26 protein-coding genes are annotated in these 24,603 nt (G+C 66.1%); 10 read left to right on the forward strand and 16 right to left on the reverse strand.

Annotated elements, in window-relative coordinates; genetic code table 11:
- Positions 1 to 49: 49 nt before the first annotated feature.
- Genes fumC through GC146_RS06640 form a run of 3 tightly spaced genes read left to right on the forward strand, consistent with a single transcriptional unit; the run spans position 50 to position 1,841 of the window.
- Entirely contained in the window at positions 50 to 1,444 is a 1,395-nt protein-coding gene (gene fumC / locus GC146_RS06630) for a class II fumarate hydratase (protein ID WP_291836170.1), read from the forward strand.
- Positions 1,441 to 1,620: a DUF4169 family protein gene (locus GC146_RS06635; protein WP_291836173.1), complete on the forward strand. Its 180-nt coding sequence runs from the start codon at positions 1,441 to 1,443 to the stop codon at positions 1,618 to 1,620. The genes fumC and GC146_RS06635 overlap by 4 nt, the downstream gene beginning before the upstream one ends.
- Positions 1,617 to 1,841 carry a ribbon-helix-helix domain-containing protein gene (locus tag GC146_RS06640; RefSeq protein WP_291836176.1) on the forward strand — a complete coding sequence of 75 codons (225 nt, stop codon included), beginning with the start codon at positions 1,617 to 1,619 and terminating at the stop codon, positions 1,839 to 1,841. Before GC146_RS06635 ends, GC146_RS06640 begins: the two co-directional genes overlap by 4 nt.
- Here GC146_RS06640 and GC146_RS06645 read toward each other — a convergent pair.
- The 10 genes from GC146_RS06645 to purC all read right to left on the reverse strand — a co-directional run bounded on the left by GC146_RS06645 (position 1,813) and on the right by purC (position 14,441).
- Complete coding sequence (locus GC146_RS06645) at positions 1,813 to 3,180, reverse strand: cytochrome P450 (protein ID WP_291836178.1); 1,368 nt, start codon at positions 3,178 to 3,180, stop codon at positions 1,813 to 1,815. The two genes, GC146_RS06640 and GC146_RS06645, sit on opposite strands and share 29 nt — an antisense overlap.
- Positions 3,177 to 4,439, reverse strand: coding sequence for an alpha/beta hydrolase (locus GC146_RS06650; protein ID WP_291836309.1), 1,263 nt, complete (start codon positions 4,437 to 4,439; stop codon positions 3,177 to 3,179). Before GC146_RS06650 ends, GC146_RS06645 begins: the two co-directional genes overlap by 4 nt.
- A gap of 118 nt (positions 4,440 to 4,557) precedes the next feature.
- Complete coding sequence (locus GC146_RS06655; RefSeq protein WP_291836181.1) at positions 4,558 to 5,313, reverse strand: cytochrome c biogenesis protein CcdA; 756 nt, start codon at positions 5,311 to 5,313, stop codon at positions 4,558 to 4,560.
- 98 nt (positions 5,314 to 5,411) lie between these two features.
- A complete protein-coding gene (locus tag GC146_RS06660) occupies positions 5,412 to 8,093 on the reverse strand; it encodes a ribonuclease E/G (protein WP_291836183.1) in 2,682 nt (893 codons plus the stop codon).
- Positions 8,094 to 8,511: 418 nt separating this feature from the next.
- Entirely contained in the window at positions 8,512 to 9,843 is a 1,332-nt protein-coding gene (locus GC146_RS06665) for a sigma-54 dependent transcriptional regulator (protein ID WP_291836185.1), read from the reverse strand.
- Positions 9,844 to 9,853: 10 nt separating this feature from the next.
- A complete protein-coding gene (locus GC146_RS06670) occupies positions 9,854 to 11,650 on the reverse strand; it encodes an ATP-binding protein (RefSeq protein WP_291836188.1) in 1,797 nt (598 codons plus the stop codon).
- Positions 11,651 to 11,709: 59 nt separating this feature from the next.
- The gene (purQ, locus tag GC146_RS06675; RefSeq protein ID WP_291836191.1) at positions 11,710 to 12,378 is read right to left on the reverse strand and encodes a phosphoribosylformylglycinamidine synthase subunit PurQ; all 669 of its coding nucleotides are present in this window, start codon (positions 12,376 to 12,378) and stop codon (positions 11,710 to 11,712) included.
- Positions 12,375 to 13,430, reverse strand: a complete 1,056-nt coding sequence (locus GC146_RS06680) for an alcohol dehydrogenase catalytic domain-containing protein (RefSeq protein ID WP_291836194.1) — start codon at positions 13,428 to 13,430, stop codon at positions 12,375 to 12,377. Before GC146_RS06680 ends, purQ begins: the two co-directional genes overlap by 4 nt.
- A gap of 4 nt (positions 13,431 to 13,434) precedes the next feature.
- Positions 13,435 to 13,665 (reverse strand): phosphoribosylformylglycinamidine synthase subunit PurS, encoded by a 231-nt coding sequence (purS, locus tag GC146_RS06685; protein WP_291836196.1) that lies wholly within the window; start codon positions 13,663 to 13,665, stop codon positions 13,435 to 13,437.
- A gap of 14 nt (positions 13,666 to 13,679) precedes the next feature.
- Positions 13,680 to 14,441 (reverse strand): phosphoribosylaminoimidazolesuccinocarboxamide synthase, encoded by a 762-nt coding sequence (gene purC / locus GC146_RS06690; RefSeq protein WP_291836198.1) that lies wholly within the window; start codon positions 14,439 to 14,441, stop codon positions 13,680 to 13,682.
- A gap of 147 nt (positions 14,442 to 14,588) precedes the next feature.
- Between purC and GC146_RS06695 the strand changes: the two genes are divergently transcribed.
- Both GC146_RS06695 and bmt read left to right on the forward strand, forming a co-directional pair.
- The gene (locus GC146_RS06695; RefSeq protein WP_291836201.1) at positions 14,589 to 14,903 is read left to right on the forward strand and encodes a DUF1476 domain-containing protein; all 315 of its coding nucleotides are present in this window, start codon (positions 14,589 to 14,591) and stop codon (positions 14,901 to 14,903) included.
- A 29-nt stretch (positions 14,904 to 14,932) separates the two neighbouring features.
- Positions 14,933 to 15,943, forward strand: coding sequence for a betaine--homocysteine S-methyltransferase (bmt, locus tag GC146_RS06700; protein ID WP_291836204.1), 1,011 nt, complete (start codon positions 14,933 to 14,935; stop codon positions 15,941 to 15,943).
- A gap of 3 nt (positions 15,944 to 15,946) precedes the next feature.
- Here bmt and GC146_RS06705 read toward each other — a convergent pair whose 3' ends face one another.
- On the reverse strand, positions 15,947 to 17,029 hold the full coding sequence (locus tag GC146_RS06705) for a PA0069 family radical SAM protein (RefSeq protein ID WP_291836207.1): 1,083 nt from the start codon (positions 17,027 to 17,029) through the stop codon (positions 15,947 to 15,949).
- A 166-nt stretch (positions 17,030 to 17,195) separates the two neighbouring features.
- On the opposite strand from GC146_RS06705, the gene GC146_RS06710 reads away from it, so the two are divergent.
- The 4 genes from GC146_RS06710 to GC146_RS06725 all read left to right on the forward strand — a co-directional run bounded on the left by GC146_RS06710 (position 17,196) and on the right by GC146_RS06725 (position 20,183).
- Positions 17,196 to 17,900: a B12-binding domain-containing protein gene (locus tag GC146_RS06710; RefSeq protein WP_291836210.1), complete on the forward strand. Its 705-nt coding sequence runs from the start codon at positions 17,196 to 17,198 to the stop codon at positions 17,898 to 17,900.
- A 103-nt stretch (positions 17,901 to 18,003) separates the two neighbouring features.
- Positions 18,004 to 18,168, forward strand: coding sequence for a hypothetical protein (locus GC146_RS06715; RefSeq protein ID WP_291836212.1), 165 nt, complete (start codon positions 18,004 to 18,006; stop codon positions 18,166 to 18,168).
- Positions 18,165 to 18,821 (forward strand): DUF1638 domain-containing protein, encoded by a 657-nt coding sequence (locus tag GC146_RS06720; protein ID WP_291836215.1) that lies wholly within the window; start codon positions 18,165 to 18,167, stop codon positions 18,819 to 18,821. The genes GC146_RS06715 and GC146_RS06720 overlap by 4 nt, the downstream gene beginning before the upstream one ends.
- A gap of 36 nt (positions 18,822 to 18,857) precedes the next feature.
- Entirely contained in the window at positions 18,858 to 20,183 is a 1,326-nt protein-coding gene (locus GC146_RS06725; protein ID WP_291836218.1) for an Nramp family divalent metal transporter, read from the forward strand.
- Here the strand turns inward: GC146_RS06725 and GC146_RS06730 are convergent.
- Positions 20,180 to 20,611, reverse strand: a complete 432-nt coding sequence (locus GC146_RS06730; protein WP_291836220.1) for a SufE family protein — start codon at positions 20,609 to 20,611, stop codon at positions 20,180 to 20,182. The two genes, GC146_RS06725 and GC146_RS06730, sit on opposite strands and share 4 nt — an antisense overlap.
- Before the next feature lie 118 nt (positions 20,612 to 20,729).
- On the opposite strand from GC146_RS06730, the gene GC146_RS06735 reads away from it, so the two are divergent.
- The gene (locus GC146_RS06735; RefSeq protein WP_291836222.1) at positions 20,730 to 21,221 is read left to right on the forward strand and encodes a hypothetical protein; all 492 of its coding nucleotides are present in this window, start codon (positions 20,730 to 20,732) and stop codon (positions 21,219 to 21,221) included.
- Here the strand turns inward: GC146_RS06735 and rnd are convergent, their stop codons facing one another.
- From rnd to GC146_RS06755, 4 genes are all read right to left on the reverse strand, one after another.
- The gene (gene rnd / locus GC146_RS06740; protein ID WP_291836312.1) at positions 21,222 to 22,394 is read right to left on the reverse strand and encodes a ribonuclease D; all 1,173 of its coding nucleotides are present in this window, start codon (positions 22,392 to 22,394) and stop codon (positions 21,222 to 21,224) included.
- Positions 22,395 to 22,480: 86 nt separating this feature from the next.
- Complete coding sequence (gene purN, locus GC146_RS06745) at positions 22,481 to 23,068, reverse strand: phosphoribosylglycinamide formyltransferase (RefSeq protein WP_291836225.1); 588 nt, start codon at positions 23,066 to 23,068, stop codon at positions 22,481 to 22,483.
- Complete coding sequence (gene purM / locus GC146_RS06750; RefSeq protein WP_291836229.1) at positions 23,065 to 24,108, reverse strand: phosphoribosylformylglycinamidine cyclo-ligase; 1,044 nt, start codon at positions 24,106 to 24,108, stop codon at positions 23,065 to 23,067. The genes purN and purM overlap by 4 nt, the downstream gene beginning before the upstream one ends.
- 134 nt (positions 24,109 to 24,242) lie before the next feature.
- The gene (locus tag GC146_RS06755; RefSeq protein ID WP_291836232.1) at positions 24,243 to 24,527 is read right to left on the reverse strand and encodes a hypothetical protein; all 285 of its coding nucleotides are present in this window, start codon (positions 24,525 to 24,527) and stop codon (positions 24,243 to 24,245) included.
- Positions 24,528 to 24,603: the final 76 nt, after the last annotated feature.

Here is a 24,603-nt window from a genome sequence, read left to right on the forward strand (position 1 = left end):
GTGCCCGGCGCTAAACGGCATGCAACAGCATACCGCGAGGAGCCCTGCCATGACCGCCACCCGCACCGAATCCGACAGCTTCGGCCCCATCGAGGTGCCCGCCGACCTTTACTGGGGCGCGCAGACCCAACGCTCATTGCAGAACTTCCCGATCGGCTGGGAGAAGCAGCCCATCGCCATCGTCCGCGCGCTGGGTGTCATCAAGCAGGCCTGCGCCGTCGCCAACAAGGCGCGCGGCAAGCTGAAGCCGGAACTGGCCGACGCGATCATCGCCGCCGCGCAAGAGGTGGTGGCGGGCAAATGGGACGATCATTTCCCGCTGGTGGTCTGGCAGACCGGGTCCGGCACGCAATCGAACATGAACGCCAACGAGGTGATCTCGAACCGCGCGATCGAGATGCTGGGCGGCACGATCGGGTCGAAAATCCCGATCCACCCCAATGACCACGTCAACATGGGGCAATCCTCGAACGATACCTTCCCCACCGCTATGCACATCGCCGTCGCCCGCACCGCGCATGACGTGCTGCTGCCGGGGCTGGAGAAACTGCACGCCGCCCTGATGGCCAAGCAGGCCGAGTTCGACGACATCATCAAGATCGGTCGCACCCACACGATGGACGCGACCCCCCTGACCCTGGGGCAGGAGTTTTCGGGCTACGTCCACCAGGTCGCCAAGGCGATGGAGCGGATCCGCGCCGCGCTACCGGATGTGCTGGAACTGGCGCAGGGCGGCACCGCCGTCGGCACCGGCCTGAACAGCCCCAAGGGCTGGGGCGAGACCGTGGCGGCCGAGATCGCCACCATCACCGGCCTGCCCTTCACCACCGCGCCGAACAAGTTCGAGGCGCTGGCGGCGCATGACGCGCTGGTCGCCATGTCGGGCGCGCTGAAATCCACCGCTGCGGGCCTTTACAAGATCGCCTGCGACATCCGCATGCTGGGCTCCGGCCCCCGCTGCGGGCTGGGCGAGCTGATGCTGCCCGAGAATGAGCCGGGTTCCTCGATCATGCCGGGCAAGGTCAACCCGACCCAGGTCGAGGCGATCACCCAGGTCTGCGCCCATGTCATGGGCAACGACGCCGCGGTGGGCTTTGCCGGCTCGCAGGGCCATTTCGAACTGAACGTGATGAAGCCGATGATCGCCTATAACGTGCTGCAATCCATGCAGCTTCTGGGCGATGCCTGCTCCGCCTTCACCGACAACTGCGTCGCAGGGATCCGCGCCGACCGCACCCGCATCGACAAGCTGATGCGCGAATCGCTGATGCTGGTCACCGCGCTGGCCCCCACCATCGGCTATGACAAGGCGACGACCGTGGCCAAGACCGCGCACAAGAACGGCACCACGCTGAAGCAGGAGGCGATCGCGCTGGGCTATGTCGATGCCGAAACCTTCGAGCGCGTGGTGCGCCCCGAACAGATGATCGGCCCCGACGAATGACCGACGCCCCGATCAACCTCAACAAGGTGCGCAAGCTGCGTGACAGGGCCGAGGCCAAGGCGCAGGCCGATGCCAATGCCGTCAAGCATGGCCGCACCAAGGCCGAGCGGCTGCTGGAGGCCGCCCGGCAGGCGCAGGCCAAGGCGCGCCTCGACCAGCTGAAGTTCGAGGAATGAGCGGCGGCCGCCCGGCAAAGCATTCGCTGACGCTGCGCGGCCACCGCACCTCGGTCTCGCTCGAGGCGGCCTTCTGGGATGCCTTCCGCGCCGAGGCCGCAAGGGAAGGCAAGACAATCAACGGCTTGGCCGCCGAAATTGATGCAGAGCGCGGCGATGTGGGCCTGGCATCGGCGCTGCGGGTCTATGTCCTCAAGGCGTTGCAGGCGCGCGCCGGCTGATCTTCAGCCAGATCCCGTCCCGCGCCCGCACCGTCAGGTAGGCCACCGGCACCGGCACCCGGTCCTTGACCGCCTCGAAGCGGAAATCGCGCAGAAGGGCCGCCAGCAGCACCACGCCTTCCACCATCGCAAACCCCGCGCCGACGCAGACGCGCGCGCCGCTGGAAAACGGCATGTAGGCATCGCGCGCGCAGGCACGGCCCGCCTCCGTCTGCCAGCGCGCGGGGTCGAAATCGTCCGGCGCGGGCCAGATCCGTTCGTGACGGTGCAGGTGCCAGGGCGACAGCACGATCTGCGCCCCCCTGGCCAGCGCCCGGCCCCGGAACGTCTCGGGTCCCGTCGCCTCGCGCACCATCATCGGCACCGGCGGGTAAAGCCGCAGCGCCTCGCGAAAGACATCGCGGGTGACGCGCAGTTTCGCCAGGTCGGCGAACTCGCCCGAGAACCCCGCCGCCTCGGCCGCCACCCGGTCCTGCCAATCCGGGTGAGTCGCCAGCAGATAGAGCGTCCAGGCCAAGGCCGAGGCGCTGGTTTCGTGCCCGGCAAGAAAGAAGATCGCCACTTGGTCCACCATCTCGGTGGCATCGAAGCGGTCGCCGCTCTGCGGGTCGGTCGCGGTCAGGATCTTTGTGCAGAGGTCGTCGGGCGCGGTTCCGTCGGCAATCTGCGTGAGCCGCCCCGTCACCATCTGCCGGATCAGCGCGCGGATCGCCTTCGCCGTCTGCTTGGTCCGCCGCTTGTAGAAGCGTGGCATCCAGGACGGACCGGGCAAAAAGGCGGCGAGGTTCAAGATCGGCTGGGTGCGCTGGTAGCTGCGGAACTGGTCGAAAACCTGCGCTGCCACGCGGTCCTCGATGGGCACCGAGAAAAGCGTGCGAAAGATCACGTCGGCCGCCGCATGGCTCGCCTCGAACTCCACCTCCTGCGGCGCGCCATCGGCCAGGCGCGCCAGCCGCGCCGCCGCTGCCTGCCCGGCCGCATGGATGGCGGGATAGGTCTCGCGCAGCCGCCCGCCCTCCTCGAAGGCCGGATCGATGATCCGCCGCTGCCGCTTCCACACCGCGCCATTTGTCAGGAACACCGAATTGCCCAAGAGGGGCCGCAGCCCGCTGCCCACCCGGTCGGACTTCGGAAAATCGTCGGGCCGGTCGTTCAGCACTGTGCGGATCACCGCCAGATCGTTGACCATGACCGAATGGAAGAAGGGCGTGCGGAACTCCGCCATCCACGCACGGTAAAGCTTCGCGGGCTGCGCCGACAGGATATCGGCGCGAAACAGCCGCAGGTAGCGCCATAGCGACACCTTGTCGGGCCGCGCCGCGGGCTTGGGCGGCCTCATGCCGTGACCGAGGTGTATTTCGAGGCCGGCACGTCGATCCGGCTTTTCGACGGCTGCCGCCCGGCATAGCGCGCCCCAAGGCTCAGCGGCCCGGCGGTAATCTGGAAATAGTCGTAATCGCCGGGCCGGTCGAAGGCGCAAAGATACTGGAAATGCAACCGGAAGAAGCGCCAGCGCAGCGCCTTCCACGTCTCGGGCTTCAGCGTCTGGGTGAAGGCCGCCGAGACCACCAGCGGCCAGCGCTGGTCCCTCGGCGCCACGCCCGACACCGCCACCGGATCGCAAAGCGCGAAGGCACAGCCATCGCCCGGTGCGGTCACGTCGATCCAGGTCAGTTCGTCGCGCGCCGACAGGTAAGCCAGATCCGCCCGCAGCCGGTTGGCTTTCGGCAGAAAGCTCATCATCGGTACCACCTGCCCCAGGCTGAGAAAGGACAGGCGCGGGCCTGCCGCGGGCACCCGGCCCGTGCGGATCAGGTCGGCCAGCACCGACACCGCCAGATGCGCGCCCGAGGAATGGCCGACCACCAGCACCTCGTCCACATCCGCCTGCAGCGCCCGCGCGATGGCGTCCCCGAAGGCGCCCATCCGCACCTCCAGCGCGGGCGGGTTCGCGCCGCCCCAGCGGGCTGAAAAGGCGTAGTCATGCATCAGGTAATAGGCGAAGAAGCGGCCGTCGCGCGCCTTGAACCAGCGTAGGCCCGCCACGGTGCCGGCCACGAATACCGGCCAGAACGCAAACCCGCTCCATCGCCCCGGCATCACGCCCAGCAGGGCTGCCGCCGCCTCCAGCCCGCGCGCCAGTATGAGGCCACCAAGTGCGGCCAGCCCCAGCGCCACCAGCGCCTGCACAATCAGCATCCCCACCGGGTAGAGCGCCGCGATCACCGGCCCCTTGCGCAGCCACATCAGCCGCCGCAGCGCGCCCGTCGTGATATAGACCCAAGCCGTGCGCAAAAGTTGCGCATACGTCGCCACGATCGAGCCATCCATGCTTTCGCGCACGATATCGGACCAGACCAGCACCTCGACATCGGCCTGCACCGCCTGCCCGCCGATCTCGGCTGCCACCTGCCAGCCATATAGTCCGGTGCCCTTCGGCTTCGGTCGCAGCGCCAGCGTATAGCCGGAAATCTCGGCCTGCGCGGCGCCTTCCTTTCGGTAAAGCTCGCGGTAGCGGCGGGGATGAATCGGGTCGTAGCCGGGGATGTAGAACACCCGCCGCCTGCGCACCGCATCCTGAGCCGTCTCTGCCCGCATCATGTGTCCTGCCTTTTTCGCGCAAAAAACCACGCAAATCCGGCGAAACTATGCCCCGGCTTCTTCTGGCCCGAAATACTCTGCAGGGGTCCGGGGATGCAAAATCCCCGGCTTTGGGTCATCCAAGGCTCGCCAGCGCCGGGACATGTTCCAACAGCCAGTAACTCATCGCCGAGAATTGGCCGGTCAGCATCATCAACCCGACCGTCCACAACAACAGGCCGGATATGCGCTCGATCCGCTCCATATGCGCCTTCATCCAGCCCATCGGGCCTTTCAGCGCCGGGAAAAACGCCGCGACGGCCAGAAATGGCAGGCCCAGCCCCAGCGCATAGGCTGCAAGCATCAATGTGCCGCGGGCGATGTCGGCCTGACTGGCCGCAAGGCCAAGGATCGCGCCGAGGATCGGGCCCAGGCAGGGCGTCCAGCCAAAGGCGAAGGCCAGCCCCAGCACATAAGCGCCAAGGGCCGAACCGCCGCCCTGCCCGCCGCCCAGCCGTGCCTCGCGATCCAGAAAACGCAGACGGAAGACGCCAATGAAATGCGCGCCAAAGATCATCACGACCGCACCGGCGAGAAAGGTAAACCAGTCCTGCCACGCCAGCAGTGCCCGCCCGATGGCCGAGGCCGCGAAGCCAAGGATCAGGAACACCGTCGACAGGCCCAGAACGAAGAATCCCGCCGCCAACAGCACACGGGCCCGCGCGTGGCCGCGCCCATCCATTTCCTGCACCGTTACACCGCCCATGAAGGCAAGGTACGGCGGCACGATCGGCAGCACGCAGGGGCTGAGAAACGACAGCAGGCCGGCCAGGAGCGCAATCGCAAGGCCGGGCAGCAGCCCGGCGTTGAGAAGGGTTGTGGTCTCCAGCATCTCCGCCCCCTAAGCCAGGTCGCCACCGCTGTCCGGTCCAGATAGGCCAGCCGCGGGTCCCGTCACCTGCCCGATCACGGACAGGTGACGGCGCGCACTCAGTTCCGGAGCGACCACCAGCCGCGCCGCTTGGGCTTGCCCTCGTTGTCATCGTCGGCGGCAGACGCGGGCCTGTCCGCCTCGGCCATGGCGGGCTCCGGCACAGGCTCGGGTGCCGCCTTGGGCTCGGGTTCCGCCTTGGGCGCGGGCGCGGGTTTCGCCGCCGGTACCTCTGCTGGCTCCGGCGCCGCGTCGGCCGCCGGGGCTGCCGGCGCTTCGGCTGCGGCCTCGGCTGGCGTGGCTTCGACCGGGGCAGCCTTGGCGCGCGGTTTACGGGCGCGCTTGGGCTTGGCGGGCGCTTCTTCGGCTGCAGGCGCGGCCTCGGGGGCCGGCGCGGCTTCAGGCGCTGCGGCTGCCTCGGCCGCGGCGTCCACGGGCTCGCTTGCCGCCTCTTCGGCCGGCGCATCGGTCTTGCGCCGGCGCGAGCGGGTGCGGGTGCGCTTGGGCGGTGTGCCCTCTTCGGCGGTTTCCGCCGGTGCCGCTTCGGCGGGCGCCGCGCTCACGGCCTCTGCCTCGACCCCGTCATCAGCATCGTCCGCGCTATCAGCACCGTCATCCTGTCCACCGGACTGGCCATCGGCACCTGCACCGCCACGCCGCCGCCGACGACGGCGCCGCTTCTTCTTCGGCCGGTCATCGCCCTCCGTGGCAGCAGCCTTGGGCGCCTCGGCCTCATCAGCCTCGTCCTCGGTCTCGTCGATGATGTCTTCGTCCTCTTCCTCGACCATCAACGCGGCATTCGAGGTGATGACGGGACTCGCGTCGGGAACCACGCGCGTTGCGGTCTTGAACTTCTCGATTTCGAAATCGGGCGACACCTTGGTCGGGTCAAACTCGACCCGCACGGCCATGCCGTAGCGCGCCTCGATCGCCGCGACATGCTCGCGCTTGGCGTTCATCAGGAAGTTCGCAATGCCCGCAGGCACCTTGACCAGCACTTCCTTGGACCGGCCGCGGACGCCCTCTTCCTCGATCTGGCGCAGGATCACCAGTGCCACGTTATCGTCCGAGCGCAGCAGGCCCGTGCCGTGGCAATGCGGGCAAGGTTGCGTCGTGGCTTCCAGCATGCCGGGGCGCAGCCGTTGCCGGCTCATCTCCAGCAGACCGAAGCCCGAGATGCGACCCACCTGGATGCGCGCGCGGTCGGTCTTCAGCTTGTCCTTGAACCGCTTCTCGACGGCGGCGTTGTTCTTGCGCTCTTCCATGTCGATGAAGTCGATCACGATAAGGCCTGCCAGGTCGCGCAGCCGCAACTGGCGCGCCACTTCGTCGGCGGCCTCAAGGTTGGTCTTCAGCGCGGTCTGCTCGATCGAGCCTTCCTTGGTGGCCCGGCCCGAGTTCACGTCGATCGCCACCAGCGCCTCGGTCACCCCGATCACGATGTAGCCGCCCGAGGGCAGTTGCACGGTCGGGTTGAACATCCCGGAAAGGTAGCCTTCAACCTGATAGCGCGCGAAAAGCGGCATCTGCTCGGCATAGAACTTCACGTTCTTGGCGTGGGACGGCATGATCATCTTCATGAAGTCCTTGGCGCCGCGATAGCCCGCCTCACCCGCCACGATGACTTCGTCGATCTCCTTGGAATAAAGATCGCGGATCGAGCGTTTGATCAGGTCGCCTTCCTCGTAGATCCGTGCCGGCGCGATGGATTTCAGCGTCAGCTCGCGGATCTGTTCCCACATCCGTTGCAGGTATTCGTAATCGCGCTTGATCTCGGCCTTGGTGCGCTGGCTGCCTGCGGTGCGGATGATCAGCCCGGCGCCATCCGGCACATCAAGTTCAGCTGCTATCTCTTTGAGTTTCTTGCGATCAGCGGCGTTGGTGATCTTGCGGCTGATACCACCGCCACGCGCGGTATTGGGCATCAGCACGCAATACCGACCGGCCAGCGACAGATAGGTTGTCAACGCGGCGCCCTTGTTGCCGCGCTCTTCCTTGACGACCTGCACCAGCATGATCTGGCGCACCTTGATCACTTCCTGGATCTTGTAGCGCTTGGGCCGCGGCTTGCGCTCGGGGCGCATGTCTTCGATATCGTCCTCGTCGGCGACACTTTCGATCGTATCGTCCTTGTCCACCTCGGCGATGATGTTGTCGGCATCGGGAACTTCGTCTTCGCCATCGGCCTCGTCGGCGGCGGGCGTCTCGACCGGGGTCGGCGCAACCGTCTCCATCGGGCTCTGGCCCTCTTCGGGTTCGACCGCGTCGATTACTTCCATCCCGGCAATGTCACCCGAAGTCACATCTTCTTCGGTTTCCTCCGGCAGGGCTGTGGCGACGGCATCACCGTTCGTGGCCTCGGCGGCCCGGGCCGCACCCCGGCTGCGCGAGCGCCGCCGCTGACCGCCACGCGGGGCCTGCTCGGCCTCTTCATCGGCGGCCTGGCTTTCGGCATAGGCGCGTTCCTCGGCCAGAAGGGCCTGCCGGTCGGCGACGGGGATCTGGTAATAGTCGGGGTGGATTTCCGAGAAGGCCAGAAAGCCGTGCCGGTTTCCGCCGTAATCCACAAAGGCCGCCTGCAGCGAGGGTTCAACCCTCGTGACCTTGGCGAGATAGATATTTCCGGCTAGTTGCCGGCGCGATTGGCTTTCAAAATCAAACTCTTCGACCTTGTTGCCGTCCACGACCACGACGCGGGTCTCTTCCGCGTGGGTCGCATCGATAAGCATTTTCTTTGCCATGTTGTCCGTTCGCATGGCAGCCGGGCGCGGCCCCCGGGGGGGCTGTCGTCGGGCTGGCATGTCTGATTGGGGCGAGGCGCGCGTGGCAGGACAACGGGCCCCTCGGGGCCGGCATCGTCTTGCGGTTCGTTTCGACGCGCAGCATCGCGTTTCTTCTCCGACGCCGCCTTAACACGCGGCGCCCGTTCAATGCCCGTCGCGTCCCTTGTGGACGCAGGTCAGGGCGTTCCTCTGGTCCCGAAGGCCCAAATACCGCTGTTCCGGTGCCTGCGTCGCAAAGCGAAATGGCGTGGAACAGAAAAACTTTCCGGGGACATTTTCGGCACTGCCGTCATCGTCCCCGCCCATCCTTCATAAGGGAGGTGGTCCGTGTTGCACAATGGCGAAGTTGTGCCGGCCCACCGCCCCAACGGGGACGTTACAGATAATCCGAGCGTTGCAGCCCGTATTTCGCCATCTTCTCGTTCAGCGTCCGGCGGGGAAGGCATAATTCGTCCATCACGGCGCTGATCGCGCCCTTGTGACGGCGCATTGTGTTGTCGATAAGCATCCGCTCGAAGGCTTCAACGAAATCCTTCAGCGGCTTGCCCTCTGTGGTCATCGCGGGCCGCGCCTCGTCGCCGTCCGACATCAGCAACGAGGCGATCGAGCCCGAGCCGCGGCGGTTCTGCAGTACGGCACGCTCGGCCACGTTGATCAGTTGGCGCACATTGCCCGGCCACGGCGCCTGCAGCAGCTGTGCGGCCTCCTGCGCGCTGACCTGCGGCGCCTCGCAGCCGTATTCATCGGCGAACTGTTCGCCCAGCTTGGTAAAGAGCGTCAGGATGTCCTCGCCCCGCTGGCGCAGCGGTGGCACGGTGATCCGCAGGGCCGCCAACCGGTAGAACAGGTCCGGCCGCAGCACGCTTTCGCAGGTCTTGCCCTGCTCCTGCAGGTTGCAGATCGCGACGATCCGCGTCTCGGCAGGACTGCCCTGATCGTTGATGGCGGTCAGCAGGCGGGCTTGCAGGGCTGGCGTCAGCGCCTCGATATCTTCCAGCACCAGCGTGCCGCCGCGGGCCTCCTCGATGGCGGGCAAAGGCGCACCATCCTCGGCCGGGCCAAAGATGCGGGACGACAGCGTGTCTTCCTGGAAGGCCCCACAGGACACCAGAACGAATTTGCGCGCCGCGCGGGCACCAACGGCATGCAGCGCATGAGCCACCAGCGTCTTGCCGGTGCCGGTCTCGCCCTCGATCAGGACGTGGCCGTCAGCCTGGCCAAGGTCAAGAATATCTTCCTTCAGGCGCACCATGACCGGACTTGCCCCGATCAGCTTGTTCATCAACGCACCACCGTCGGAAAGCTCGCGGCGCAGCGCGCGGCTGTCCAGCGCCAAACGCCGGGCCTGTGTGGCCTTCTTGGCCAGATCCGTCATCCGGTCGGGATTGAACGGCTTTTCAAGGAAATCGAACGCGCCGATCCGCATCGCCTCGACCGCCATCGGCACATCGCCGTGCCCGGTGATCATGATCACCGGCAGGGCGCTGTCCACGCCGCGCAACCGCTTCAGCAGCTGCATCCCGTCCATGCCGGGCATCTTGATGTCACTGACGACGATGCCGGGGTAATCCGCGCCCACGCCCTTCAGCGCGTCCTCGGCACTGGCATAGGTTTCAGTGTCGAAACCCGACAGGGCCAGCCATTGGCTGATCGACTGACGCATATCCTTCTCGTCATCGACAATGGCGATCTTCATGGCCTTGCTCATCGCTTTGCTCCTATTCCGCTGCGGCGACAGTCGTCTTCAAGATAGGCAGTTGCACTTCGAATACAGCCCCCCCGTCCGGGGCATTATGCGCGGTCAACCGACCGCCGAGATCGCTGACGATGCCCGACGAGATTGCAAGACCCAGTCCAACACCGTCGCCGGGCAGCTTCGTGGTGTAGAATGGCTCGAACAGGGCGTTAAGGTCTTCGATGCCGGGGCCATTGTCGCGAACCGTAAGGACAAGACTGTCACCAACGGCAAGAATGATGTCGATCTTGCGGTCCTTGACCTGCTTGGTCGCGTCCAGCGCGTTGCGCAGCAGGTTGATGATAACCTGTTCAAGCCGCAGCCGGTCGCCCATGATCATCGCCGGGTAGGCCGGCAGGATGCGGGTGATGTTGACGGCCTGCGTTTTCAGCTGCGGCTCCATCATCGCCAGCGCGGACGAAACCGCCTCGCGCGCATCCACGGGGGCAAAGGCGTCGGCCCCTTTACGCGCGTAGGATTTCAGCTGTCGGGTGATCGCGCCCATCCGCTCGATCAGGTCGTCAATGCGCTGGAACGACGAGAGCGCCTCTTCCGGGCGCTTGCGCTGCAGCAACAGGCGCGCGCCGGCCAGATAGGTCTTCATCGCGGCCAGCGGCTGGTTCAACTCGTGGCTGACCGCGGCCGACATCTCGCCCAAGGCGGCCAGTTTCGACGATTGTTCCAGCGTCTGTTCGGCCACCTGCAGGGTCTTTTCCACCTTTTCGCGCTCGGCGATCTCGCGCTGCAGGCGCAGGTTCAGCTTTCGCAGGTCCGCCGATTCGCGTTGGAAGAACACCAGCCGCGACGCGGTCTTGCGGCTGCTGACCCAGATGCCCAGCGCCAGCAGGATGGCAAAGCCCATGATCTCCAGCGCCAGGACGCCGTTCACCTTCTCGCGGACCGAGGCATAGGTGGTGAAGCTGACCATCCGCCAACCCTGAAACGGGATGCGGGTTTCCAGCCGCATCACCGCCTCGCCCTGCAGGTAGGCATCCACCGGCAGCGCGGTCCAGTCCTGCGTCGCGCGGATCGCCCGATCAATCGCCGACGGGGCCGATTGCCGCTGCAGCGCGGTCACCTCGTCCACGCCGCGCCAGCGCGGTTCGGTCGAAAGAATGATCTTGCCTTCGCTGTCGGTTACGAAGACCGCGTCGGAAATGCCTGCCCATCCGCGTTCAAGCTTTTGCAGGTCAACCTCGACGGCGATGACGCCGACGCTGCTGCCCGCACTGTCAAGCCTGCGCGAATAGGTAAACGATGTCCCCCCGCCCTCCAGCGGCGTGGCGGTAAAGACCGTGCCATTGGTGCGCATCGCGTTGACGAAGTAGGCCTCGGCCCGGTGATTTTCGCCCAGACGACCCCGGTCGGTTGCGGCCACCGCGCGCCCGTCCTTGTCCAACAGCATCAACGAGGCCGCGCCGATCTCGTCGACGAACGACAAAAGCCGCTGGGTGGACAGCGGATATTCCTGCTGCTCCAGCGCCTTGATCAGTTCAGGGTCGCGCGCCAGAAGCTGCGGCACGATCGAGTTGCGCTGCAGCTCGCTCATCAGGTTGCCGATGTAGAGCGTTGCGCGCACCTCGGCCCTGTTGCGGGTGGATTCGGTAAAGCGTTCGGTCAGGAACTGGTTGGTGAAGTAGATGACCGCGACGCCCAGCGAACAAAAGGCAATCACGCTGAGGCGCCAGATCCAGCGGCCCCAACCGCGCGGGGGCCGTCGCGACCGGACCTTGTCCGGCGCGTCGCCCGACCCAGTCGCTGACCGCGGCGTTCTCGACATGGAAATTATCCTACTGGCGCTGTGATGCCGCCGCAAGCGCGCCCGTTGGGCAAGCCGCGTCAGGCCGCAACCAGACCGGCCACCAGCGAGGCGAACATCGGCAGGCCATCGGTGCTGCCATGCAGCGGATCTATGGCGCGTTCCGGATGCGGCATCATGCCCAGCACCCGCCGATTGGCCGACAGGATGCCGGCGATGTCGTCCATCGCGCCATTGGGATTGTCGACATAGCGCAGCGCAACGCGGTCCTCGCCTGCCAATCGGGTCAGCGTCTCGGCATCGGCGACGAAGTTGCCATCGTGATGAGCAATGGGCAGTCGCACCACCTGCCCCGGTCCATAACCTCCGGTATAGACGCTGTCAGTTGTCTCAACCCGCATCGGCACGGTGCGGCAGATGAACTTCAACCCGGCGTTGCGCATCAGCGCACCGGGCAGAAGGCCCATCTCGGTCAGCACCTGAAATCCGTTGCACACGCCCAGCACGTAGCCGCCACGCGTCGCATGGGCCGCGACTGCCTGGCCGATCGGCGCACGCGCGGCAATCGCACCACAGCGCAGGTAATCGCCAAAGGAAAACCCGCCCGGCACCGCAACAAGGTCCACCCCGGCGGGCAGGGCCGCATCCTTGTGCCAGACCATCGTGACATCGGCCCCGGCCTGCCGCAGCGCCACCGCCATGTCGCGATCGCAGTTCGAGCCGGGAAAGACGATGACGGCAGCCTTCATGGCGCGGGCTCCTGACGGGTAAAATCGGTGATCACGGCAATACCCGGCGCCGTCGGTCCGTTAAAGGCCAAAAGTTCCTCGCTCACGGCGGAAAGCGGCCGGCGCCTTGCGATCATCGGCGTCAGGTCCACCTGCCCGCTTTCGATCAGCGCCAGCAGGCTGGGATAGCGCCAGCTGGGCATGCCGCGCGTGCCAAAAACTGCCAATTGCCCACCATAGATCGCATCCATCGGGATCGGCATCGTCACGTGGTCGCCGGCAGGCATCCCCACCTGCGCCATCCGTCCCAGCCGCCTGAGTGATCGAAGCGCGGGGATTGTTGTTGCCGGCACGCCCAGCGCCTCCAGCGCCACATGCGCGCCACCGCCGGTGATCTCGCGCACCGCCGCGGCCGGGTCGCCCGACCGCGCGTCCACCACCGCCGCCGCGCCCAGCGACAGCGCATGGTCAAGCTTTTCACGCACCACATCCACCACGACGACGCGCGCCCCCAGCGCCTGTCCGAGGATCAGCGCCGCCATGCCGACGCCACCACCACCGAACACCGCCAGCCACTCGCCCGCGGCCAATGCCGCGCGGCCGGTCAGCGCGTGCCATGCGGTCGTTGCGCGGCAGCCCAGCGCGGCGGCCAGCGCCGGGTCCATCCCCTCGGGCAGCGCTGCGAGGTTGTGATCGGCGCGCGGCACGGCAATGTATTCGGCGAAAGACCCCGCGCGGTTGAACCCCGGCAGCACTTGCGTGGCGCAGATGGTCTGGTGGCCCGCCGCGCAATCGGGGCATTGCCCGCAGGCCAGGATGAACGGCGCAACCACCCGCGCGCCCACCTGCCATTGATGCACGTCACGGCCGACCGCGACGATCTCGCCACAATATTCATGGCCGGGGATGTGCGGCAGCGGCGACGGGTCGGCCCCGGTCCACAGGTGCCAGTCCGACCGGCAAACGCCGCTGGCCAGCACCTTCAGCACCACGCCGTCGGGCGGGCAGACAGGATCGGGGACGTCTTCCAGCGAGAGGGGGGCGTTGAAGGCCCGCAGCACCGCGGCGCGCATCGGGCTACAGCACCTCGATCCGGTAGCTTTCGATCACGGTGTTGGCCAGCAGCTTTTCGCACATCGTGCGCACCGTCTGCTCGGTCGTGCCCTCGGCCAGTTCAAGCTCGATCACCTTGCCCTGCCGCACACCTTCGACCCCGTCGAAGCCCAGCGCGCCCAGCGCATGGCGGATCGCCTCGCCCTGCGGGTCGAGCACGCCGGTCTTCAGCATTACCGTCACTCTTGCCTTCATCGGGTCAGGGCCTTTCAGTTGATCAGCGTCGGCTTGGGCCGGTGAGTGACGTTTGAGGGAAGCACGCCCAGCCGCCGCGCCACTTCGGTATAGGCATCGGCAAGGCTGCCAAGGTCGCGCCGAAACACGTCCTTGTCGAGCTTGCGGCCCGTTTCGATGTCCCACAGCCGGCAAGAGTCCGGGCTGATCTCATCGGCCACAACCAGACGGGGGTAATCATTCTCCCAGATCCGCCCGATCTCGATCTTGAAGTCGATCAGCCGGATGCCAACGCCGTGCATGACGCCGGACATGAAGTCATTGACGCGCAGCGCAAGGCTGACGATGTCGTCAAGGTCCTGCTGGCTCGCCCAGCCGAAGGCGATGATGTATTCCTCGGGCACAAGCGGATCGCCCAGCTTGTCGTCCTTGTAGCTGAACTCGACGATCGGTCGCGGCAGCGGTGTGCCCTCTTCCAGCCCCAGCCGCTTGGCCATGGAGCCGGCCGCGAAATTGCGCACGATCACTTCCAGCGGGATGATCTCGACCTGCCGGATCAGTTGTTCGCGCATGTTCAGCCGCTTGATGAAATGCGTGGGCACGCCGATCTGGCCAAGCCCGGTCATGAAGAACTCCGACAGGCGGTTGTTCAACACGCCCTTGCCTTCGATCACCGCCTTCTTCTCGGCGTTGAACGCGGTCGCGTCATCCTTGAAATACTGCACCAGCGTCCCCGGTTCGGGGCCTTCGTACAGGATCTTCGCCTTGCCTTCGTAGATCTTCTTGCGGCGCGCCATTCTCACCTCGTCCGGCACGCCCGGCCCCCGGGGTGGGGCCGCGGCCAGCGCGCCTTATCCGGGCGTCATAGTCCAAGCCCCCCTTGCGGGCAAGCGCCCCGGCAGGCATATGGAAAGCGACACGCCACCAGAGCAGGGACCACGCCGATGTCCACCTTCGACGACCGCGAGAACGCCTTCGAGGCCAAGTTCGCCCACGACGCCGAAATGCAGTTCCGGGCCGAGGCCCGCCGCAACAAGGCGCTTGGGCTCTGGGCCGCGGGCCTGCTGGACAAGACGGGCGATGCCGCCTTGGCCTATGCCGCCGAGGTCGTGATGGCCGATATCGAGGAGCCGGGCGAGGACGACGTCTATCGCAAGCTTTTCGCCGATATCGGGCATCTTGTGCCCGAGGCCGAGATCCGCGCCAAGATGGCCGACCTCATGGCCGAGGTGAAGGCCAAAATGGTCGCCGAATTCTGAGACAGCCCCTCCAGCCGGAAAGCCTCCCGATGCAAGACCTGCTGAGCCGCCTTCTCGAAACTCGTGACTGGATCATGGCCGACGGGGCCACGGGCACCAACCTCTTCAACATGGGGCTGGAATCGGGCGACGCGCCGGAGATGTGGAACACCGAGCATCCCGACCGGATCACGAAACTTTATGCCGATGCCGTCGATGCCGGCAGCGACCTTTTCCTGACCAACAGCTTCGGCGGCAATGCCGCGCGGCTGAAGTTGCACGGTGCCCAAGGCCAGGTCCGCGAGATCAACCGCGTCGCAGCGGAACTCGGCCGCGCAGTGGCCGACAAGGCCGGGCGCCCGGTGGTTGTGGCAGGGTCCGTCGGGCCGACGGGTGAAATATTCGAGCCGATGGGCACGCTGACCCATGCCCGCGCCGTCGAGATTTTCCACGAACAGGCCGAAGGTCTGAAAGAGGGCGGCGTTGATGTCCTCTGGCTGGAAACCATCAGCGCGGCCGAGGAATACCGCGCCGCGGCCGAAGCCTTTGCGCTGGCCGGCATGCCGTGGTGCGGCACGATGAGCTTTGACACCTCGGGGCGCACGATGATGGGCCTGACCTCGGCCGAGATGGCCAAGATGGTCGCCAAGATCCCCAATCCGCCGATCGCCTTCGGTGCCAATTGTGGTGTCGGCGCGTCGGACCTCTTGCGCACCGTGCTGGGCTTTGCCGCGGCCGGGACCGAGACACCGATCATCGCCAAGGGCAATGCGGGCATCCCAAAATATCATGACGGGCACATCCATTACGATGGCACGCCCGCGCTGATGGCCGATTACGCCGTAATGGCGCGCGATTGCGGCGCGACGATCATCGGCGGCTGCTGCGGCACCACGCCCGAACACTTGGCAGCGATGCACGAGGCGCTGACGACCCGCCCGCGGGGCGAGCGTCCGACGCTTGACCAGATTACGGCGGCGTTGGGGCCCTTCTCCTCGGCTTCCGACGGCACCGGCGACGATACCGGGCCCAAGCGCGAACGGCGCGGCCGGCGCGGCTGAGGCTCAGAACAGCGACAACTGATCGCCTGCGCGCGGCGGCGGGCGGAACAGGTCGCAGCGCAGCGGCGGTTGTTTTGCGTCCAGCCCCAGGCGGGCCGCGGCCACCGTGAATCGCCGCTTCAACAGGGCGGCCCATTCCCCCTGCCCGGTCATCCGGCGGCCAAAGGCCGGGTCGTAATCCTGCCCGCCATGCAGCTCGCGCACCCGGCCCATCACCCGCGCGGCGCGGTCGGGATACCGCTCGGCCAGCCAGTCGCGAAACAGCACTGACACCTCGCGCGGCAGCCGCAGCACGATGAAACTGGCCGACGTCGCGCCTGATGCCTTCACGGCCTCCATGATCGCTTCCATCTCGTGATCGGTCAGGGCGGGAACCACGGGCGCGATCATGGCCCGCACCGGAATGCCGGCCCCTGCCAAGACTGACATCGCACGCAATCTTCGCGCCGGGGCGGGTGCGCGCGGCTTCATCGCGCGCGAGGTCGCAGGATCAAGCGACGTCACGGAGATGCCCACACGTACCAGCCCCTGTGCCGCCATCGGACCAAGGATGTCGATATCCCGCTCGATCAGGCTGCCCTTGGTGACGATCGCGACAGGGTGGTTGAAGTCGCGCAACACCTCCAGAACGCCACGCATGATCTTCCGGTCCCGCTCGATCGGCTGATAGGGGTCGGTATTCGTGCCAATGGCGATGGGGCGCACCTTGTATCCCGCTGCGCGCAATTCCTTTGCCAGCACCTCCGGCGCGCTGGGGCGGGCGACCAGCCGCGTTTCGAAATCCAGCCCCGGCGACAGGCCCAGATAAGCATGGCTGGGCCGCGCGAAACAGTAGATGCAGCCATGTTCGCAGCCGCGATACGGGTTGATGGAGCGGTCAAAGGGCAGATCGGGCGAGGTGTTGTAAGTCAGCACGCTGCGGGGTTTTTCCTCGGAAATGGTGGTGCGCAGCGGCGGCAAGTCATCATCCCGTGCCCAGCCGTCATCGACGGCCTGTGCGTGCAGCCGGTCAAAACGGTTGGCGGGGTTTGTCACGGCGGCGCGACCCCGCCGTTGCCGGGATTGGAATTGGGCGATTTCATCCATCCGTCAAATATAGAACATAACAAGAACACGCGCCAGACCCTTGACCGCGCGGGTCGGTGGTACCGCGCCCGATGTCGCATTTCGTCATGTGGCATATGCCGGAAAGTCGCATTAGAGTGGCACGACAACATCCGGCGCCCCGGGGCTGCCGCTCAGGAGAAAGTTCATGGCCGACGACGAGATCATTCTCTCCGAACTCAGCGACGAGGATCTGGTCGCCCAGATGTTCGACGACCTCTACGACGGTCTGAAGGAAGAGATCGAGGAAGGCGTGAACATCCTGATCGAACGCGGCTGGGAACCCTACCGCGTCCTGACCGAGGCGCTGGTGGGCGGCATGACCATCGTCGGCGCCGACTTCCGTGACGGCATCCTCTTCGTCCCCGAGGTGCTGCTGGCCGCCAACGCGATGAAGGGCGGCATGGCCATCCTGAAACCGCTGCTGGCCGAAACCGGCGCGCCGCGCGTCGGCAGCATGGTGATCGGCACCGTCAAGGGCGACATCCACGACATCGGCAAGAACCTTGTCGGCATGATGATGGAAGGCGCGGGTTTCGAGGTGCGCGATCTGGGCATCAACAACTCGGTCGAGAAATACCTCGAGGCGCTGGAACAGGAAAAGCCCGACATCCTTGGCATGTCCGCCCTGCTGACCACGACGATGCCCTACATGAAGGTCGTCATCGACACGCTGGTCGAAAAGGGCATGCGCGACGACTACATCGTGCTGGTGGGTGGCGCGCCCCTGAACGAGGAATTCGGCAAGGCGATCGGCGCCGATGCCTATTGCCGCGATGCCGCCGTAGCCGTCGAAACCGCCAAGGCGTTCATGGCCCGCAAGCACAACGCGCAAAGGGCCGCGCGCGCCTGAGCGTTCCGCCATCGCCCGGCATCGGGCCCCGGCGGGACATTCCCGCGCGGGGCCTTTTCATGTTGCCCCGGCCGCCCCATCTGAGAAAGGAAGGAGACTGCCGATGCCCATGATCCACTGGATGCTTCTGATCGCCGCCGTTCTGATCGCCGCGGCCCTGACGGCCGTCTCTGCCTATTGGTTCGCGGGGACGGGCCCGCTGACCGCCTGGGGCATCCCGCTGGTGCTGGCCGCGACATTGGTTGTCCGCTGGATGACGCGGCGATGACATCTTCAACGCCGCTTGACGATGCCCGCCTGACGGCAGAGGGCCTCGCGCCCAGTGGGGCCGGCCGGGTCTTGCTGCTGGCCTGCGGAGCGCTGGCGCATGAAATCCTTGCGCTGAAGGCCGCCAATGGCTGGAGCCATCTCGACCTGCAATGTCTGCCGGCCATCCTGCACAATGCCCCGCAGAAGATCACACCGGCCGTCGAGGCCGCAATCGTCCGCCATCGCGCCGAATATGACGACATCTTCGTCGTCTATGCCGATTGCGGCACTGGCGGGCTGCTGCAAGCGGCCTGCGACCGGTTGGGCGTGAAGATGGTCGAAGGTCCGCATTGCTACAGCTTTTTCGAGGGCAACGCCGCCTTTGCCGCACGTGACGAATGCACCGCCTTTTACCTGACCGATTTTCTTGTGCGACAGTTTGATGCCTTCGTCTGGAAACCGCTCGGCCTCGACCGCCATCCGGAACTGCGCGAGATGTATTTCGGCAATTACACCACGCTGGTCTATCAGGCCCAGACCGACGACCCCGCGCTGACCGCCAAGGCCCGCGACTGCGCCGCCCGCCTTGGCCTGACATTCGAGCGGCGGTTCACCGGCTATGGCGATCTGGCCGTGGCGATCAGCCAGCTTGCGGGCACAAATCGCAAATGATAATCGTTCGCAAGTAAACGATTCGAGCAGCTTCCCATGACCCTTGCCCCGGCGCGCGAACCGGATGATTCCCTGCCCTCCCTGCCCGAGGTCAATGCCTCGGTCGCGGTGCGTACGGGTGGGTTCTGGCGCAGGCTGCTGGGGTTTCTTGGCCCCGGCTACCTCGTCGCGGTGGGCTACATGGATCCAGGCAACTGGGCCACGTCGCTCGCCGGCGGATCGGCCTTTGGCTATACGCTGCTTTCGGTCGTTCTTCTGTCGAACATCATGGCGGTGCTGCTACAGGCATTGGCCGTGCGCATGGGCATCGCCGGGGGCCGTGACCTCGCCCAGTTTTGCCGTGAACGCTATAGCCGCCCGGTGGGCATCTTCCTGTGGCTGATGGCCGAGGCCGCGATCATCGCCACCGACCTTGCCGAGGTGATCGGGACGGCCATCGCGCTGAACCTGCTCTTCCAGATACCGCTGCCCATCGGCGTGCTGCTGACCGCGGCGGATGTCTTCCTGATCCTGTGGTTGCAGGGTCGTGGCTTTCGCAAGCTGGAATCGGTGGTGATCGCCCTGACGGCCGTGATCTTTGTCTGCTTCGCCGTCGAGATGGTCTATTCCAGCCCGGTCTGGGGCGATGTGCTGCGCGGCTACATCCCGCAGGCCAGCGTTCTGGGCAATCCCGACATGCTTTATCTCGCGCTTGGGATTATCGGCGCAACGGTGATGCCGCATAACCTCTACCTGCACTCTGCCATCGTCCAGACCCGCGCCGTGGGCCCTACCGACGCCGACCGGCGCGATGCGATCAGGATGGCCACGATCGACAGCACCATCGCGCTGACCATCGCGCTTTTCATCAATTCCGCGATCCTGATTCTCGCAGCGGCAGCCTTTCATACCACCGGCCAGACGCAGGTGGCCGAGATTCAGGATGCCTACAAGCTTTTGGACCCGACACTGGGCACCACCTTTGCCGCCGTGCTTTTCGCCGTGGCTCTGCTGGCATCGGGACTGAACTCGACCGTCACCGCCACGCTCTCGGGCCAGATCGTGATGGAAGGCTTCATCCACTTGCGCCTGCCGGCTTGGCAGCGCCGGCTGGCGACGCGCGGTATCGCCATCCTGCCCGCGGCTGTTGCCAGCGTCCTTTACGGGGAAAAAGGCACGGCAGAGTTGCTGATTCTCAGCCAGGTGGTCCTTAGCTTGCAACTGCCCTTCGCCATCGTGCCGCTGGTCACCTTCACCGCCAACAGAAAGTTGATGCGCGGCCTGCCCGCCGGGCGCTGGCTGACCATTGCCTGTGCGATCATCGCGACGATCATCATCGCGTTGAATATCAACCTTTTGTGGAACTTCGCGCTGAGCCTTTAGGCGCTGGCGGCTTCTTGCGCGGCCAATAGCCTGATCCGCTCGACCATCGCCCGCAGCCCGTTCGAACGCTGCGACGAAAGGTGATCGTTCAGCCCCAGTCGGCCCAGCGCGGCAGCGGCATCGACCTGCCCCACGTCACTCACGCTCAACCCGTCATAAAGAACGCCCAGCACCGCGATCAGTCCCCGCACGATCAGCGCATCGCTATCGCCGCGGAAATGAAATGTCGCGTCCGGCCCCTGCCCTTCGATCGCGGGCACCATCCAGACCTGGCTGGCGCAGCCCTGCACCTTGGTCGCCGGCACCTTCAACACATCCTCAAGCGGCGTCATTTCGCGCCCCATCTCGATAACGTGGCGATAGCGATCCTCCCAGTCGTCGAGGAATTCGAAAGTCTCGACAAGCTCATCGAAGGCAGGGTTGGTCATGGCAGGGCTCCTTGTCGGGCAGGACTTAAGGTTGCACCCGGCAAAGGTCCAGAGCACGCTTTTCAACCTCGCCTGTTTCGGCTACCCCTTGGAGGCGTCAGACGAAAGGCCCCGAAGAATGCCGCGCTTGCCCCTGCGTCCCGTTATCCTGCTTGTCTGCGCTGCCTTGGCGCTTTCGGCCTGCGCCAAGGTCGCCGGGTCGCGGCTGAACCCGATGAACTGGTTTGGTCACGGTGCCGCAGTCGTGGCCCCGACGGCCGCCGAGGTGCCGTTGGTCCCCGCTGACCGGGTTCAGACAATCGACAGCCGTGTGCCGGTCGAACAGGTGCTGTCAGCCGCCCTTGACCGGACCCCCAACGGCGCGATCCTGCGCGCCACCGGGCAGGCCGCCGGTCTGGGCTATTACAATGCCCAGCTTGTCGCCGTCGACAGCCCAAGTGGCACATTGACGTTCGAATTGCGGGCCGAGGCACCGACAGGCGCCACAGCCGGCGGCGCGGCGGCCGCGCGGCAGATCACCGTGGCAACCTCCCTTTCAAGCGCCGATCTGGCCGGTATCTCGCGCATTGTGGTGCAGGGGACGCGTAATTCGGTCACCCTGCGCCGCTGATCACAGCGGGATCGTCACCACGTCGTTGCCACGCGCGGCCAGTGCCAGCCGGCCCTCGCACAGCGCAAGGGCCTCGGCGCCAAAGACCGCCTTGCGCCAGCCCTTGAGTGACGGAAGATCACGCTCTCCCGCCGCGATGGCGTCAAGTTCGGAGGCGGTGGCGATTAGTTTCTGCGCCACGCCCTCGGCCTCGCAGCGGGCCTTGAGCAGGACCCGCAGCAGATCGGCCAATGCGGGGTTCACCTGCAACGACGCGCGCGGCTTTTCCGGGCGCGGCAGGGTTTCATTGGGTGCCTCGACCCCGGCCTTGACGGCCGCCAGAATACCTTCGGCAATGTCGCCACGCCGCGCTTCGCGCAACAACAGGCGCGAGCGGCCAAGATCGGCCTCGTTCATCGGCTTGGTCGAGGCCAGTTCCACCAGCGCGTCGTCCTTGTACACGCGTGACCGGGGAATGTTGCGGGTCTGCGCATAGGTCTCGCGGAACCGCGCCAGTTCGCGCACGATGGCAAGAAAGCGCGGCGAATGGGTGCGCGTCTTGACCTTCTGCCACGCCTCGTCGGGGTCAGTGTGATAGGTGGCGGGGTTTTCCAGCACCGCCATCTCTTCATCCAGCCAGCCATGCCGCCCGGTCTTGTCGAGCTGCGCGACAAGGTGTTCGTAGATCACCCGCAGGTGGGTGACATCGGCCAGCGCATAGGAGGCCTGCGCCTCGGTCAGCGGGCGGCGCGACCAGTCGGTGAAACGGCTGGACTTGTCGAGGTCGGCGCGCGCGATCTTGCGCACCAGCGTCTCGTATCCCGCCTGCTCACCAAAACCGCAGACCATCGCGGCCACTTGCGTGTCGAACAGCGGATGCGGAATCACCCCCGCCTCGACTGCAAAAATCTCGAGGTCCTGCCGGGCCGCGTGGAACACCTTGACGACGTCTGGATTACGAAAGAGCGCGTAGACCGGGTCCAGCGACAGCCCCTCGGCAAGCGGATCAACCAGCACGGCGTCCGCGCCCGCGCCCTCGGGGCCATGATCGCCGGGATAGGCCAGTTGCAGCAGGCAGAGCTTGGAGTAATACGTCCGTTCACGCAGAAATTCGGTATCGACGGTGACGTAGGGGCGTTTGGCGGCCTCGGCGCAGAACGCGGCAAGGGCCTCGGTCGTGGTGATCGGTTTCATGCAGGCCTTTGTGTGACTGCCGGGACGCGAGCCCCGCTCGATCCCAAGGGTGTAGGACATCGGCCCCGGCTTGGAAAGGGCGCGCGTCAGGTCATCAGAACGGGCGTGCGGTCGCCGGTGGCGAAGCGGCGCAAGACGGCCGGATAAAGCCGATGTTCCAACGGCAAAAGGCGCGCTGCCAGCGCCTCGGGAGTGTCGCCGGGGTGCACCGGGATGCGCGCTTGCCCAAGGATCGGCCCGCCGTCCAGAACGCCCGTCACCTCGTGCACGGTGCAGCCATGTTCGCTGTCGCCCGCGGCAATAGCCCGGGCATGGGTATGCAGGCCCGGATATTTGGGCAGCAGCGACGGGTGGATGTTGAGCATCTTTCCCGCCCAGCCCGCGACGAAACCGGGCGTCAGGATGCGCATGAACCCGGCAAGGCAAATGATATCGACCTTCGCGCGGCGGAGGACCGCGTCGATCTCGGCCTCGAAATCGGCCCGGTCGCGCCCGCGATGATCAACAACGAAGGTGGCAATGCCCTTGGCCCGCGCCTTGGCCAGCCCGCCCGCCTCGGGATCGTTCGACACGACCAGCACCGGGCGCGCCGGAAAGTCGCGCACCATCGCCTCGACCAGCGCCATCATGTTGGTGCCGGAACCCGAGATCAGGATCGCAACGCGCGCGTTCACGCGAGGCGGCCGCTGTAGCTGACGCCCTCGCCCGGCACGACATGGCCCAGCCGGTGCACCCGCTCGCCGATGCTCTCCAGTAGCGCGGCCAGCGCCTCGGCCCGGTCGGGCGCGACCACGGCGACCATCCCGATCCCGGCGTTGAAGGTCTTGAGCATCTCGGCCGTCTCCAGCCCGCCCGCCTGCGCCAGCCATGCAAAGACCGGCGGCAGCGTCCAGGCGCCAAGGTCGATCGTGGCGCCCAGCCCCTCGGGCAGAATGCGCGGCAGGTTCTCGGTCAGCCCGCCGCCGGTGATGTGGGCCAGACCATGCACCCCGCCCGCGCGGATCGCCGCCAGCGCCGGGCGCACGTAAAGCCGCGTCGGCGCCAGCAGCGCCGCACCCAGCGGGCCGTCGGCGAAGGGAGCGGGATCGTCCCATTTCAGCCCGGCACGCTCGACAACCCGGCGCACCAGCGAATAGCCGTTCGAATGCACCCCGTCCGAGGCGAGCCCCAGCAGCACGTCGCCCGCGGCCACACCCTGCGGCAGGTCGGTGCCGCGCTCCATCGCGCCCACGGCAAAACCGGCAAGGTCGAAATCGCCGCCGTGATACATGCCCGGCATCTCGGCCGTCTCGCCGCCGATCAGGGCGCAGCCGGTTTCGGCGCAGCCCGTGGCGATGCCTTCGATGATCCGCGCGGCGGCCTCGACATCCAGCTTGCCGGTGGCGAAATAATCAAGGAAAAACAGCGGCTCTGCCCCTTGGCACACCAGGTCGTTGACGCACATCGCCACGAGGTCGATGCCGATGGTGTCGACGTTGCCGGTGTCGATCGCGATGCGCAGCTTGGTGCCCACGCCATCGGTCGCGGCCACCAGGACCGGGTCGGTGAACCCCGCCGCGCGCGGATCGAAAAGCGCGCCGAACCCGCCCAGCCCCGCCATCACGCCCGGCCGCGCGGTGCGCTTGGCCGCAGGCTTGATCCGCTCGACCAGCGCGTTACCGGCGTCGATATCGACCCCGGCCGATGAATAGGTCAGACCCTTGTCCGCTGTCATGCTGTCCCCCGCGCGCTGGTGCCGCCCCGATAGCCCATAAGCCCCCCGCCCCGCAAGCAGCCTGCCACCAGACACCAGAAGGGGCAGCCCGGCTGCCCGGACTGCCCCTTGTGCGCGACGCCGCTGATACGCCGTTACTTGATCAGCGACACGAATTCCACCGTCGAGCCGGACTGGTCGATCTTGGCATTCTCGTTCAGTTTCATCGAAACGATGACTTCGCTGCCCTTCTTGATGCCAGGGTTGACCCAGCCCAGGGGCAACGTGAAGCTTTGGCCGTCATCGAACGTCACCGTGGTTGCGGTGATGTCCTTGACATAGCCCACCACGGTATCGCGGTTGGCGCGCTCGGCCGCGAAGGCGGCTCCGCTGGACAGGATCATGGCAATGACTGCCGCCGGGAGGATGGTCTTACGCATTTCAATCTCCGATGGCGCCCCTGCTGGGCGCGTAACAGCCGACTGGCCTGTCGAGTCGCGCGTGTCCGCTTCGTTG

Source organism: Limimaricola sp. (assembly GCF_016125575.1).
Classification (GTDB): domain Bacteria; phylum Pseudomonadota; class Alphaproteobacteria; order Rhodobacterales; family Rhodobacteraceae; genus WGLM01.